Genomic DNA, 14,814 nt, shown 5'->3' with positions numbered 1-14,814 from the left:
GCAATGAAATTTGCCGTATTGGATTTCGAAACAACCGGCACGCAGTCCGACGGTGAGATTATACAGGCCGGACTTGCCATCATAGATCATGACTACAGCATAACTCAAATATATAGTTCTTATGTGAACCCTGGTGTACCGATTCCCCCGTTTATTTCGGGGTTAACGGGTATTACCGATGAAGATGTGGCGGACGCTCCTTCACTCGAAGAGATGATGATGGAGATGGTTCCGCTACTTAATGATGTGGTGCTTGTCGGACACAACGTCGCTTTTGATTTTCACTTTTTGCAGAATGCTCTTGACCGTTGCGGTTATTTGCCGTTCACTGGCCGCATTCTGGACACGATTGATTTTCTGAAGATCACATTCCCATCTCTGGGTTCTTATCAACTCGGTTATGTGTCTTCCGAATTTGGATTTCAACATGATCGCCCTCACCAAGCAGACAGTGATGCACTGGCAACAGCCTATGTGCTGCTCAAGTGTCTGGATGAGTTAAAGGAATTACCGCTCATAACGATTCAGCGCCTCAGTGACCTGTTTGCACCAGAAGACAGTGACTTGGGCTGGTTCTTGGACGGGATGCGCAGTGAGAAGGAAGCAGAGCCGATTCAGGATCTGGACGGACATACCTATTATCGTCAGCTTGCTCTTAATGTAAGTGATTGGACCGATATTGGTGCACCACGCGATGAGCGGGAGGCTAACCCCCTCGATGGTGTAAGCTTCGAACAGTTTATGGACCAGGTTCGTGAGAACCTGAAGGATACGCTGGATCATTACGAAGAGCGTGAAGCGCAGACTCAGATGTTCAGCAGTGTAAGGCAAGCCCTGGATGAAGAGAAACATCTCTTGATCGAAGCTGGAACGGGTACCGGTAAATCTCTAGGGTATCTGTTGCCTGCTATTTACGAAAGTGTGAAGCAAGAACAGAAAGTTATGGTTAGCACGCATACGATCAATCTGCAGGAGCAATTGAGAGAGCGGGACATTCCGATGCTGACTCAAGTGGTTCCGTTCCCGTTTAAGGCTGCTGTATTCAAAGGACGTGGACATTACCTGTGCCTGCGCAAATTTGAACACAAAATCAATAAACGTGAATTCGCCACACCGAAAGAGGATTATTTCACAGCTGCTCAGATGATCGTCTGGCTTACGCAGACCGAAACCGGAGATGATGAGGAACTTAACCTTAGCGGACGCGGAGGGGACTTCTGGGAGACCGTACAGAGTGAATCCGAATCATGTCTGGGAAGATCCTGTCCATGGTTCCGTAAATGCTTCTACCATCGTGCCAAACATGAAGCAGGGTTGTCTGATATCGTAATCACCAATCACTCCAAATTATTTACGGATGTGAAAGCCGCGCATCAGCTGCTGCCAGCCTATGAGAGTCTTGTGATCGATGAGGCACATCATCTGGAGGATGTCGCTGGTAAACATCTTGGAATGCATATGAAATATTTCACCTTGGTTCATACACTGACCCGCCTATTTAAAGACAGTCGTAATGGTCAGCTACCTATGCTTCGTTCGCAGTTATCCGGGCATGAAAATTCGGTGCAATGGGGCTCCATGGTGGATCAGATGTTCCCGCTCGCTCTTGAAGTTAAGGAGCTGTGGGATCGTATGAGCGATGCCTTGTTTGGTCTCTTGCCTGAACGAAGTGATGCTTCACCGGGAGAGACGGGGCAATTTTCACTGCGTCTGAAAGCATCTCAGAAACCTGCAAAATGGCAGGAGTTGCAGGATCTGGAGAACCAGATCTATGTGACTCTGGGCGATTTGGTTCGCAAAGGGGACAAATTGCTGCTTGAAGTGAAAGAGGATCAGGATGATTATCAATCGGATAGTCTGATCACGGACATTACAGGACTGCTGAAAGATCTGACCACATTGAAGGAGAATCTACGTTTCTTCATGCGTATGGATGACGCCAAAACGGTGTACTGGATGGAAGCCAGCGGCCAATTCCGCAGCAAATCTCTCCAGCTGTATGCCGTACCTGTAGATGTGAGTGCACAACTTAAGGATTTATTTTTTGATAAAAAGAAAAGTGTTGTGCTTACATCGGCTACGCTTTCGGTAGATAAGTCATTCCAGTTCATGATTGAACAGCTTGGCTTGCAGGAAGCCGCCGAGAACAATCGGCTATTAACGTCGATGTTGCCATCACCTTTCAACTATCGCGATCAGGCACTTCTGGTGATTCCGCGTGATTTCCCAAGTGTGAAGGGAAGTGTGGGTGATGCGCACTTTGTTAATATGCTGGTGCAATCACTCGCAGAGACGGCAATTGCTACGCGTGGACGCATGATGGTTCTGTTTACTTCATACAAGATGTTGCGACAGGTCTATGATCCGCTGAAGGAGGCACTGTCTGGCAACGACATCTCGTTGCTTGGGCAAGGCGTTGACAGTGGAAGTCGTTCCAAATTGACTCGCAGGTTTCAAGATGCCAAAGCAACGGTACTTCTGGGCACAAGTAGCTTCTGGGAGGGTGTAGATATCCCGGGAGAGGCGTTAACTTGTCTCGCTATTGTGCGACTGCCTTTCCAGCCACCGAATCATCCGTTGGTGGAAGCCAAGAGTGAGTTGCTCCAGGAACAGAAGAAAAATCCGTTCATGAAACTGTCCGTGCCACAAGCGGTCATTCGTTTCAAGCAGGGATTTGGCCGATTGGTACGTACAGCAAAGGACAGAGGAATTGTCATTGTTTATGATACACGGGTGATTGAAGCGTATTATGGTAAATTCTTTTTGTATTCATTACCTGGTCCCAAAATGGAGCATATGCTCACGGAGCAAATGGTTCCACGAATTACTGAGTGGTTGGAAAAACCTGCTAATGAACAAAAATAATGGTTGTTTTGTTCGTTATATCATTGCATGACACTATCGTTTGGCGTTAAACTTTATTAGATATTTCCGTATCCGATTAAAGCAGTTGCACGTAAGAACTTATAACCTAAATTACAAGGAGCATTCTGTATAAAATGTCACGTTTATCTTTGAGTTTTATACAGAATGCTCATCTTTTCATCTATTATTTTATCGTGGCCTTGGTAAGGGGGAGCAAGAATGAAATCGGATAAAATTTCGGAAGCGGTGGTACGACGTCTGCCTGTTTACTTGCGTTATTTGAACGAGTTGCATCAGCGTGAGGTGGCTACTGTTTCTTCTCAAGAGCTTGGACAGAGGTTGGATCTGAATCCGGCCCAAATTCGTAAAGACCTGGCTTACTTCGGTGATTTTGGTCGTAAAGGGATCGGGTATGATGTATCCTATTTGATCGAGAAAATTCGTCACATTCTCAAAATCGATCAGCAAATTAATGTAGCTCTGGTAGGAGCGGGTAACCTCGGTCAAGCCTTGTCCAACTACAACGCATATCTGAAAGACAACATGAAGATTGTTGCTGTATTTGATGCATATGGACCGAAGATAGGTAGTCAAATCAACAGTTTGACGGTAAAACCAATGGATGAATTGACGGAAGCGGTTAAAATGGAAAACATTCGCATCGGAATTATCACGGTTCCGGATACGGAAGCCCAAAATGTAGCCGATCAGCTTATTGAATCAGGAATTGAAGCGATCCTTAATTTTGCACCAACCATTCTAAAAACACCGCCGCATATCCGCATTCACCATGCTGACTTTACAACGGATCTGCTTAGTTTGGCCTATTACTTGGAGACTGGAAAGGACGACGAGGAAGATGACAACAAATAGATGGGTAATTCACAACGGCAAATTTGCCGTTAATGAAGGCGGCACAACATGGAACGTGGTCCACGGATACATGGTTGTTGAGAATGACAAGATTGTGCATATTGGTGAGACATTGCCGGATGAAGACAAAAATTGTACCAAAGTGGATGGAAAAGGACTGTTCTTCCTGCCGGGTCTGATCAATACGCATGGTCATGCAGCGATGTCGTTGCTCAGAGGGCACGGAGACGATCTTGCATTGCAAGTATGGTTGCAGGAAAAAATGTGGCCGATGGAAGCGAAAATGACTTCAGAAGACGTATATTGGGGAACTTCGCTATCGGTGCTTGAAATGTTGAAAGGCGGAACTACAGCTTTCCTGGACATGTACGATCACATGGATCAAGTTGCCAAAGTTGTGGAGCAATCCGGCGTTAGAGCAGCACTGGCACGTGGTGTAATCGGGTTGTGCTCGGAGGAAGAACAATTGCGGAAGCTGGAGGAGTCGGCTGCGTTTGCGCGTGAGTGGAATGGACAGGCAGATGGTCGCATTACAACCGTAATCTCGCCACATGCACCATATACATGCCCTCCTGACTACATAGAGAAGCTTGTGCAGGTCGCGAACGACCTAAACCTTCCCCTTCATACACATATGTCGGAAACGCTTCGTGAAGTCGAGCAGAACGTGGCTGATTATGGACTGCGTCCTGTGGCACATCTGGAGAAACTGGGCTTTTTCTCTCGTCCATCCCTGGTTGCACATGCGGTGCATCTGAATGACGAAGAGATTGAGATTCTGGCCCGTCATGATGTGGCTGTATCCCATAACCCGGGAAGTAACCTGAAACTCGCTTCCGGTGTTTCGCGGGTACCTGCGTTGCTGAAAGCAGGAGTTACCGTGTCACTCGGAACAGACGGACCGGCAAGCAACAACAACCTGGATATGTTCGAGGAAATGAGACTGGCTGCATTGATCCACAAAGGTGTATCTGGTGACCCGACGGCAGTGCCAGCAGGCGAAGCGTTATTACTCGGAACGTCATACGGTGCCAAATCTATCTTCTTGAACAATACCGGAGCACTCCAGGTCGGCATGAAGGCTGACTTTATCGCCTTGGACATTGAACAGGCACATTTCTATCCACATACAGACCTGATCTCACATACAATCTACTCGGCTTCTGCTAAAGATGTTGAGCACGTATGGGTGGATGGAAAACAAGTGGTGAAACATGGCGAATGTCTGACGCTGGATGAAGAACGCATTTTGCGTGAGTCTCAATTGGCATTTGATGGTCTGCTTGCTCGTTAATTGCAGGACAGCATCATAGGGAAAGGAAGTTCGGCTTTTGAAGAAAAAAAAGAAGTGGATATGGATTTCGCTGCTTGCACTGGTTCTGATTCTGTTTGGACTTCAGCGTTATTACGTCCATGTCACGCAGGACCAACGCAAGGAAGAAGCGCTCGCCATACAGGCAGCACAGGAGCAACTGGGCATTACATCCTATGATGAATTGCGTAAGTACATCTGGGGAGACAAAGAAGGCTCTGACAACATCTACTGGACCCTGATCGGCAAAAACAAGGATAACCAGGATGTTATGGTCTGGGTTAAGTTCGACGCAAACAATCAGCCGGTTAAGGGTGCAAACGCTGTACACAGTGAGCTGCTGCAGAATGGCATGTCCGAAGCGCAGGTACGCAATCGCTTCAGTTCTGAAGTTCCTGCCGGTGAGATTAAACGAATCATGCCCGGAGTTGTGAATGGAATATATGTGTGGCAAGTGTATTATAAAGATGGTACGCACAACCACTATCGCTTTTATCGTTTTAGCAACGGAGAACAGGTGGACCTGGTCTACACACTCCCGAACAGCTAGAACAAGATAGAGTGAGATAACTAGAGAATTAAAGAAATGAAAGAACCGGCAGACGGATATCCGACTGAACCGGTTCTTTGTGTTGTCTGTAAACATATTTGATTTAAATAGTTAAAATTAATAATTTATTCATATTTTCGCCTTCGAAATTGTATATACGATGTGATATACTCAGATATGTACTCAAAGTTACATTCAAAAACAAATAATCCTGTCGAAATTCTCGCAGGAGTCAATGTACACATATTCGTATATACCAATAAGCCAGTAGGTTGGGCCAAAATCTGGGAGGGGTAATTCACTTGAAGCTAAAAGTATTGCCTATTGCTATAACTGCCGTCATTTCAGCCGTTGTGTTGTTTGGAGGTTGGTTTGTATATCGTCAGGTGGCTGTGCAGAATCCGATTGAAAAAATGGTAACCCAGTACGATGGAGTCAATGACGTTCAATTAACTATTAACCGCAATGACGTACAATTGAAACTTGATCTGCAACCTGATGTTGATTTGGGCAGACTGGTACAATATATTCACAAAGAAGGACAGACCCTGATTGGAACACGCTCACTAAAGTTGGATGTTGTGGATCATTCCAGTGAAGCACTGGAAAGTTGGTGGGGTGATGCGATGTTCACCGTAGCTCAGGCGATGGAGAACAAGCAATACACCGAGATTACACCAACGTTGTCAAAGATGGCGACGAATGGAATTAAGGTAAATACAGCGATGGATGACAACAATGTATATGTCAGTCTCAGAGACGGAGATGCCAGCAAGTTTATTATTCTGCCGCGTGTGCCCGGTCAGATAGGAGTGTGGCCTAATGCCTAAGTGGACAAAAGAAGTTGCCATCGGATTTTTTCCCGTATTGATTATTTTCCTTGCTTTTACTGGTGTTAATATTGTTCCGATCCTGATTGCAGCAGTGCTTGTCGGAGCTTTGCTGTTCATGATGCAAATGCGTGGCGGGATTACAGTAGGCGCTGCACAGGAACGTAAACGGAAGAAAAAAGGACCTTCCAAGCTTACTTTTGAAGAAATTGGCGGACAAGACAGTGCTAAGCAGGAATTGCGTGAAGCGCTTGACTTTCTGATCAAACATGAAGAAATCCGGAAGTTCGGGATTCGCCCGTTAAAAGGGATCTTGCTGACGGGCCCTCCAGGGACAGGGAAAACGTTGATGGCCAAGGCTGCTGCCCATTACACCGATTCTATTTTTGTAGCAGCATCGGGTAGTGAGTTCGTGGAAATGTATGTTGGTGTGGGTGCCAGCAGAATTCGGGATTTGTTCAAGGACGCGAGAACCCGTGCCACCAAGGAAAATAAGGAAAACGCTATTATCTTTATCGATGAAATCGATGTCATCGGGGGGAAACGTGAGGGTGGTCAACAGCGTGAATATGATCAGACCCTGAATCAGCTCCTGACGGAAATGGATGGAATCTATTCTTCCGATACGCCAAGAATTCTGGTTATCGCTGCAACAAACCGCAAAGAGATGCTGGATAGCGCCCTGACGCGACCGGGACGTTTTGACCGCCACATTCAAGTGGACTTGCCTGACAAAAAGGGCAGAAAGCATATTCTGGAACTGCATGCGGTGAACAAACCTCTGTTGAAGGAAGTTAATCTGGAGAAAACAGCGGAAGAATCATATGGTTTCTCCGGTGCACAGCTCGAAAGTGTGATGAACGAAGCAGCAATATACGCTATGAGAGACGGGCTGTTAAACATTGAACAGCGGCATTTGTCCCTGGCTATTGATAAAGTCATGATGGGTGAGAAGACAGACCGTGAGTCCAGCGTGGAAGAGAAGAAAAGGGTCGCCATTCATGAGTTGGGACATGCCATTATGGCTGAACTCGTTCGTCCAGGCAGTGTTAGTCAGGTGGCACTTAGTCCGCGTGGTCAGGCGCTGGGATATGTACGTCATAACCCGCAACAGGAACAGTTCCTCTATACGAAGCGCTTTCTGGAAGAGCAGATCATGATTGCACTCGGAGGAGCAGCTGCGGAGGAAATGTACTACGGTGGTCGTTCCACGGGTTCACGCAATGACTTTGATCAGGCAACCAATGTTGTACAGACGATGATGGCTTCGGGGTTGACTTCACTTGGGATTGTGAACATGGATATGGTCACAACCGAGGAACTGATGCGAGAGAATAAATTAATTCTGCAAGAACTGATGGAGCAGACAAAGCGGTTACTTGAAGAACAACGGACAATTTTCGACAATTCACTCGACATTTTGATTCGTGAGGAAGTTTTGTCTGGCGAGCAATTTCGTTGTCAATTTCGTGACAGTGCCCTTCTACCAGCATAATTTATTTATGCTGGTTATTTTTTTTTACATTTCACTCGTGCTAAGATATTATTATATGTTGGGTCGAAATTTGTAATTTTCGGCGAACAGGGTACAATAGAGAAATAGAGAACCGAAAGGATGGAGCAGAACCATGTTTTTCAAAAAAATAGGAGTTGTCGGCGGCGGTACGATGGGGCAAGGTATTTCCCAGATGCTCGCAGCCAAAGGACTTGATGTGCTTCTCGTGGAGCATACAACACAAAAGCTGGATCATGCATATGACATGATCGAAACCAATCTGGATAAACAACTGGAGAAATGGGCGATTACAAAAGCGGAGAAGAAATTGATTCTTTCCCGTATTACCAAGGTAGCTCATTTAGCTGAACTTGGAACTTGCGACATGGTCATTGAGACAATTTCAGAGGATCTGGATGCGAAAAAAGCAGTATTCAGCCAACTGGACCAAGTTTGTCCAAGCAATGTCATTCTGGCAAGTAATACATCCACGCTGAGTTTGACCGAGCTTGCAAGCTCGACCAAATATCCAGAGCGTGTTATTGGTATGCACTTTATTCACCCGGTATCCCGGGTTGATCTTGTAGAGATTATTCGTGGACTGAAAACTTCGGATACAACATTCGAAGAGACCAGACGTTTTGTTGAAGAAGTAGCGGACAAAAAAGGAGTCATGATTTATGAATCCCCTGGATTCGTAACTTCCCGTCTGATCTGCCTGCTGATTAACGAAGCGTTGCATGTATTGCAAGAAGGTGTTGCATCTGCTGAAGATATCGATGATGCAATGCGTATCGGATACAACTTCCAACATGGACCACTCGAAATGGCTGACCGTTTCGGATTGGATTCTGTTGAAGCTGCACTCGAAAGAATGTTCCGTGAATTCGGAGAATTGAAATATCGTCCTTCTACAGTCCTGAAGAAAATGGTGCGTGCAGGACACCTGGGTGCCAAAACAGGCGAAGGATTCTTCAAGTACGACAAGGATGGTGACCGACTGTGAAAGTACTCGTAATTAATGCGGGGAGTTCCTCGCTCAAATATCAACTGTATAATATGACTGACGAATCTGTACTGGCTAAAGGTTTGGTAGAACGGATCGGAATGGATTCCTCCATCCTGACACACAAACCGACAGGCCGTGAGGATGTTACAGAAGTTAGTGAGATTCTGGAGCATACAACAGCGATCCGTAAAGTCATTGATATTTTGACTCACAAAGAAAATGGTGTACTGGATTCTGTAAGTGAAATTCAAGCTGTTGGACACCGTGTTGTTCACGGTGGTGAAGCATTTAAAGAATCTGCATTGGTAGATGATGCTGCCAAAGCTGAAATTCGTCGTTTGTTCGACTTGGCTCCACTTCATAACCCTGCAGCAATGATGGGTATTCGTGCGGCTGAATTAAATATGCCTGGTGTGCCACAAGTTATGGTCTTTGATACAGCATTCCATCAGACGATGCCTGAAAAAGCTTACCTGTATGCTATTCCGCGTGTACTTTACAAAAAATATAAAGTACGTCGCTACGGCGCACATGGTACTTCCCATGATTTCGTAAGCAAGGCAGCTGCTGAATATCTGGATCGTCCAGTGGAAGATCTGAAAATTATCACTTGTCACGTCGGTAACGGCGGTAGTGTAACAGCAGTTAAAGGTGGCGTATCCGTGGATACTTCGATGGGTATGACTCCGCTTGAAGGATTGATGATGGGAACGCGTTCTGGTGACCTTGACCCAGCCATCGTACCTTATGTAATGAACAAGGAAGAACTGAGCGTAAGCGAAGTGAACTCCATGTTGAACAAACACAGTGGATTGCTTGCGATCTCCGGAATCAGCAGTGACATGCGTGAGATTACGGAAGGTATGGAGAATGGCGATGCCAACTCCACGCTTGCTTTTGAAATGTACGAATACCGTCTGCGTAAATACATCGGCTCATATGCAGCTGCAATGAACGGTGTAGACGTGATCGTCTTTACGGCTGGTGTAGGTGAGAACTCCGTTGTACTTCGCCAAAAAGTATGTGAGCAACTCACTTATCTGGGTGTTGAACTGGATGAAGCGCTGAATGCCATTCGTTCTGGCGAACCACGCCGGATTACAACAGCGAACTCCAAAGTGGAAGTTCTCGTTGTGCCAACAAACGAAGAATTGGTAATTGCACGTGATACACACCGAATCGTATTGAATTCTCAGTAATCTAACTGTAAAGTAAATATAGAATGACAAGGAAGTGCAGAGGACAGGCATAAGCCTGCCCGCTGCATTTTCAAATTCAGGAACCAAGGGGAGATATGGGCATGAATACGAATTGTGTAATTCGTAATGTGAACGAGCATGTGGGCGAAACCGTAACAATCGGTGCCTGGATTAACAACAAACGTTCCAGCGGTAAAATTCAGTTTTTGCAGCTACGTGATGGAACCGGATATATCCAAGGGGTTGTTGTGAAAAGTGAAGTTAGTGAAGAGATCTGGAACAATGCCAAGAGCCTGACTCAAGAAAGCTCTTTGTATGTTACAGGTATTATTCGTGAAGAACCTCGCAGTGCGTCCGGTTACGAGATGACTGTTACAGGGGTTGAGATCATTCACCTGACTGAAAACTATCCAATTACGCCTAAAGAGCATGGTGTCGATTTCTTGATGGATCATCGTCATCTTTGGCTTCGTTCTACGAAGCAACGTGCTGTTATGGTGATTCGTGCAGAGATTATTCGCGCTGTTCAGCAGTTCTTTGATGGTAACGGATTCACACAAGTTGATCCTCCGATTTTGACACCATCGTCTGCGGAAGGAACAACGAACCTGTTCCACATCAAATACTTTGATGAAGATGCTTATCTGACACAAAGTGGTCAATTGTATATGGAAGCCGCAGCCATGGCTCTGGGCAAAGTATATTCCTTTGGTCCAACATTCCGCGCAGAGAAGTCCAAAACACGTCGGCACTTGATTGAGTTCTGGATGATTGAGCCGGAAATGGCATTTGTAGATCACGAGGAAAGTCTGCGCGTACAAGAGAAATTTATCGCTCATGTCGTTCAATCCGTGGTGAAAAACTGCCGTGCAGAACTGGAATCTATCGGTCGTGACGTATCCAAACTCGAAGGCATCGTAGCTCCATTCCCGCGTATTACGTATGATGAAGCGATTGAATTCCTGCATGGACAAGGCTTTGATATTCCTTGGGGAGAAGACTTTGGTGCACCACACGAAACAGCTATTGCTGAGAAGTACAATACACCTGTCTTTATCACGCATTACCCTGCTGGAATCAAGGCTTTCTATATGAAACCAGATCCGAATCGCCCAGAAGTTGTTCTCTGTGCTGATATGATTGCACCAGAAGGCTACGGAGAGATTATTGGCGGTTCGCAGCGTATAGATGATCCGGAATTGATGCAACAACGTTTTGAGGAGCACAATCTCTCGGATGAAGCTTACCAATGGTATCTGGATTTGCGTAAATACGGATCGGTTCCTCACTCCGGTTTTGGTCTGGGATTGGAGCGGACGGTAGCATGGATCTGTGGATTGGATCATGTACGTGAAACAATCGCATTCCCACGTATGCTCTATCGTCTGTACCCTTAATGCTTAACCGAGGAGCGTCTATGGAAGACACCACATCCAAAGCTTGGTTGGATGGAGCAGCTTATGGCATGACTTCGGGTACAGCCCATCTGCCGTATGCCTTGTTACGTTTTTATCACCAGCTTGGCCTATCAGATGCAGAAGTGCTTCTTCTGATTCAACTGCTAGGGTTCCGTCAGGCAGAGTTCAATGAGTTTCCCACGCTTGAAGAGCTTGCGGCGCGCATGGGACTTGCACCTGAAGGCATTGCCAGAATGTTGCAACGTCTGATGAGGGATGGGTATATTGCTATTGACGAGCACCGTGACGAAGAACGGGACATCCAGTACGAGCGATATGATTTACATGGATTATATGCCAAGCTTGCAAAGTGCACTGCTGAAGAAGTAGCCGCATTCCGTGCGGAGCAGCAGAGTAGCAATTCAGCACGTCAAGATTCGAACAGTGTTCAAAAAGAAGAGGAAGAACGGAACATGTTCTCCATCTTTGAAAAAGAATTTGGACGTCCGCTCTCTCCAATGGAGTGCGAGACGATATCCGGCTGGTTGGATCAGGACCGTTATCAAGAGGAATTGATTCTAATGGCTCTGAAGGAAGCGGTTTTTGCAGGCAAAGTACATTTCCGGTATATCGATCGAATACTGCTTGAGTGGAGTCGCAATCGTGTTAAGACCGTTCAAGACGCGAAGGCGTACACGCAACGGTTTCGTAATGGTGGACGTTAATTCCAGCGTAGGCAGGGACAAGAAACAGGCCAGAAGTCATTCTGTGCCTGTTTTTTTTGGATTAAAGATTGGATGAGTGATCAGCAACATCAACCTTTCAGGCAATGATTTCATTTTGTTTTACAAAAATTTGATAGATCACGCAGGGGTTAACACACAAGCTGTCGTCTATTGTATTGGAGAGGAGGGGAGAGTTATTGATGAAGCGCGCGTAATCGAACAAATCCGTCAAGGAGATACATCCCAGATGCGTACTCTGATTGATAAATATAGCCAGCATGTATACCATGTGGCCTATTCCGTACTCAGGAACGATCAGGAAGCACAGGATGCAGCTCAGGAGGCGTTCATACAGATGTATAAGTCTCTCCCCGACTACCGTTCTGAAGGTTTCAAAACGTGGTTAACCCGAATTGCCTTTCACAAAGCGATTGATGCCAAACGCAAGCTGGGCAGACGAACTGCTGAGGATCTGGGTGGAGAAGAAAAAATAATCAATATGCCCGGACGGGATGAAGACGTTCTTACCCGTCTCGTTCGTGAAGAACGTCAGGATAAACTTCGCGAACGAATTAATCAGTTGCCTGCTCAGCATCGTGACATTATCACTGCGTATTATCTAAGCGAAAAAAATTATGAGCAGATTGCCAGTGATGCACAGGTGGCTGTGAAGACTGTGGAATCCCGCTTGTATCGTGCTCGGCAGTGGATTCGAAAAAATTGGAAGGAGGATGAATGGCGTGAGTAAACAGGAGAAGTATACCGCTGCGCAATGGACTGATTATATTGAAGGCCATATGAGTGAAACTCAAGCGAACCAAATGGAACAGCTTCTGATGGAAGATCCGGATGCGGTGGACATCTATCTGGAAGCGCTTGGTATCCATGGAGAACTGCCTCCGCTAGATGACCCAACAGGGTTTGCGGATTCAGTCATGCATCGGATTGAGGGCATTCAATCACCCAAGGTACAACGCAAATCCCGTGCTGGGCGAAACCGGCGCTGGCTTGATCATAAAGTGTTCCATTACGCGGTAGCAGCCTGTTTGACATTGATCTTCCTCTCGTCTGGACTTTTTGACAAGGTAGCACCCTATCACAAGTTCCAGGATGGCGACCACAGAGGGTCTTTTACCGAGAAATGGACGGAGGCAGCCACTTCATGGCTGGATAACTTCAAGCCTAAACCATAAATAGTTTCGCATTGCCTGAAAAGAAAGGATGACGACTGTGCACTCAGATCGTAACAAATTACTCGCATTTCTATTAAACTTGATACCCGGTCTTGGTTTTATGTATTGGGGTCGAGCCGCAAGAGCGGTGATCTATCCATTGCTTTTCTTCGGAACAGCTGTTGGCTCATTCATGTTAGCCATGGTCACTAATGAACAAGATTTATTGATTTTCGGTGCACTTTTTGCTGCTTTCTTCTGGGGGATCAGCATGCTGGATATGGTTATTGTTCTGCTCCGTACACCTTCTGCCCAAGAAGCACATTATAGGGGATACGGTGCGGCTTATGGAGCGCCTCCACACCAAGGGGCAGCCTACCAGGGAGCATACATGGGTCAGCAAGGGCCTATGGAGCAGATGAATGAAGATGAGCTGCATCAACATCCAGGTGGTGAATATGGCCATCCTGAGGGCCCCTATGGTCAACCCATGTACCGAAAAGGCAGTGAGGGTGAACGATTCTTCACCATTTTGCTCTCATTTGTTCCGGGATTGGGCCACCTTCATCTGGGATTGTTGCATCGCGGTTTGTCGTTCTTGATGGCGTTCTTTGGTTCATTTGCCATGATGGTTTTTGTAGCTTCGATCACGAATGAATCGGTATTTTTGATGTTCCTACTCATACTGCCTGTAATATGGGTATACTGCATGTTTGACGCGGTGCAGCATGTCCACCGTAAGCAGGCTGGTGAGATATTGCAGGATCGGACATTATTCGAAGAATTGGAGATGGGCAGAGTAGCCGGACGACGTAGCAAAGTGCTTGCAACGCTGCTATCCGCTTTTCCAGGTGCAGGTCATCTCTATCTGGGATTGCAGAAAAGAGGCATGCAATTGATGTTCCTGTTCCTGGGCAGCATCTATGTTCTGGACCTGCTTCACTTATCGGTGTTTCTGTTCATGATTCCGTTGATCTGGTTCTACAGCTTCTTTGACGGGCTCCAGTGCTCCAGTCGTTATGGACGCGAACCATTGGTTGATCAACCAATCTTCAAGGACTGGGCCCGCCATCAGCGTCTGATTGGATTCGGGATTGCCGCGCTGGGTCTATATTACCTGACGATCCGTCTTGTCATTCCACAGCTGAATGAGCTCTTCCCTAATGCATTTATGACGTATGAGATACGTTCCTATTTAAACACCGTCATCGTATCCTTGCTGCTCATTTTTGGCGGTTTGAAACTGCTGTTTGGCAAGCAACGGGGGACGGGTATCCAAAGTGCTGCTCATCAAAATGATGAGGGAGCAGACAGTCTCTTTTTATTCAAGGATCGGGATGATCGACTGTAGAGTGACCTAAAGATTATTTACACTGACACTACGATG

13 protein-coding genes are annotated in these 14,814 nt (G+C 46.3%); all 13 read left to right on the top strand.

Annotated elements, in window-relative coordinates; genetic code table 11:
* Positions 1–3: 3 nt before the first annotated feature.
* The 13 genes from dinG to MHI52_RS18995 all read left to right on the top strand — a co-directional run bounded on the left by dinG (position 4) and on the right by MHI52_RS18995 (position 14,778).
* Positions 4–2,865: an ATP-dependent DNA helicase DinG gene (dinG, locus tag MHI52_RS19055; protein ID WP_282320926.1), complete on the top strand. Its 2,862-nt coding sequence runs from the start codon at positions 4–6 to the stop codon at positions 2,863–2,865.
* Between the two features lie 219 nt (positions 2,866–3,084).
* Entirely contained in the window at positions 3,085–3,738 is a 654-nt protein-coding gene (locus MHI52_RS19050; protein ID WP_076317448.1) for a redox-sensing transcriptional repressor Rex, read from the top strand.
* Positions 3,725–5,032: an amidohydrolase gene (locus tag MHI52_RS19045; RefSeq protein ID WP_405157467.1), complete on the top strand. Its 1,308-nt coding sequence runs from the start codon at positions 3,725–3,727 to the stop codon at positions 5,030–5,032. The genes MHI52_RS19050 and MHI52_RS19045 overlap by 14 nt, the downstream gene beginning before the upstream one ends.
* Positions 5,033–5,069: 37 nt before the next feature.
* Positions 5,070–5,600, top strand: a complete 531-nt coding sequence (locus MHI52_RS19040) for a hypothetical protein (RefSeq protein ID WP_405157466.1) — start codon at positions 5,070–5,072, stop codon at positions 5,598–5,600.
* A gap of 302 nt (positions 5,601–5,902) precedes the next feature.
* Entirely contained in the window at positions 5,903–6,430 is a 528-nt protein-coding gene (locus MHI52_RS19035; RefSeq protein WP_036671991.1) for a hypothetical protein, read from the top strand.
* Positions 6,423–7,925: an AAA family ATPase gene (locus tag MHI52_RS19030; protein ID WP_047843540.1), complete on the top strand. Its 1,503-nt coding sequence runs from the start codon at positions 6,423–6,425 to the stop codon at positions 7,923–7,925. The genes MHI52_RS19035 and MHI52_RS19030 overlap by 8 nt, the downstream gene beginning before the upstream one ends.
* A gap of 133 nt (positions 7,926–8,058) precedes the next feature.
* The gene (locus MHI52_RS19025) at positions 8,059–8,931 is read left to right on the top strand and encodes a 3-hydroxyacyl-CoA dehydrogenase family protein (RefSeq protein WP_017687750.1); all 873 of its coding nucleotides are present in this window, start codon (positions 8,059–8,061) and stop codon (positions 8,929–8,931) included.
* Positions 8,928–10,133 carry an acetate/propionate family kinase gene (locus MHI52_RS19020; protein WP_036671987.1) on the top strand — a complete coding sequence of 402 codons (1,206 nt, stop codon included), beginning with the start codon at positions 8,928–8,930 and terminating at the stop codon, positions 10,131–10,133. Before MHI52_RS19025 ends, MHI52_RS19020 begins: the two co-directional genes overlap by 4 nt.
* A gap of 101 nt (positions 10,134–10,234) precedes the next feature.
* A complete protein-coding gene (gene asnS / locus MHI52_RS19015) occupies positions 10,235–11,530 on the top strand; it encodes an asparagine--tRNA ligase (RefSeq protein ID WP_017687752.1) in 1,296 nt (431 codons plus the stop codon).
* Between the two features lie 20 nt (positions 11,531–11,550).
* Entirely contained in the window at positions 11,551–12,255 is a 705-nt protein-coding gene (locus MHI52_RS19010) for a DnaD domain-containing protein (RefSeq protein ID WP_084650363.1), read from the top strand.
* 247 nt (positions 12,256–12,502) lie between these two features.
* A complete protein-coding gene (locus MHI52_RS19005) occupies positions 12,503–13,003 on the top strand; it encodes an RNA polymerase sigma factor (RefSeq protein ID WP_235193861.1) in 501 nt (166 codons plus the stop codon).
* Complete coding sequence (locus tag MHI52_RS19000) at positions 12,996–13,448, top strand: hypothetical protein (RefSeq protein ID WP_405157465.1); 453 nt, start codon at positions 12,996–12,998, stop codon at positions 13,446–13,448. The genes MHI52_RS19005 and MHI52_RS19000 overlap by 8 nt, the downstream gene beginning before the upstream one ends.
* 28 nt (positions 13,449–13,476) lie before the next feature.
* Entirely contained in the window at positions 13,477–14,778 is a 1,302-nt protein-coding gene (locus tag MHI52_RS18995; protein ID WP_405157464.1) for a multi-tm2 domain protein, read from the top strand.
* Positions 14,779–14,814: the final 36 nt, after the last annotated feature.

Origin of the sequence: Paenibacillus sp. FSL H8-0283 (assembly GCF_045040675.1) — a bacterium.
GTDB classification, from domain to species: domain Bacteria; phylum Bacillota; class Bacilli; order Paenibacillales; family Paenibacillaceae; genus Paenibacillus; species Paenibacillus amylolyticus.
The sequence above is the reverse complement of the archived record's forward strand: the minus strand, read 5'-3'. Positions and strand labels throughout refer to the sequence as shown.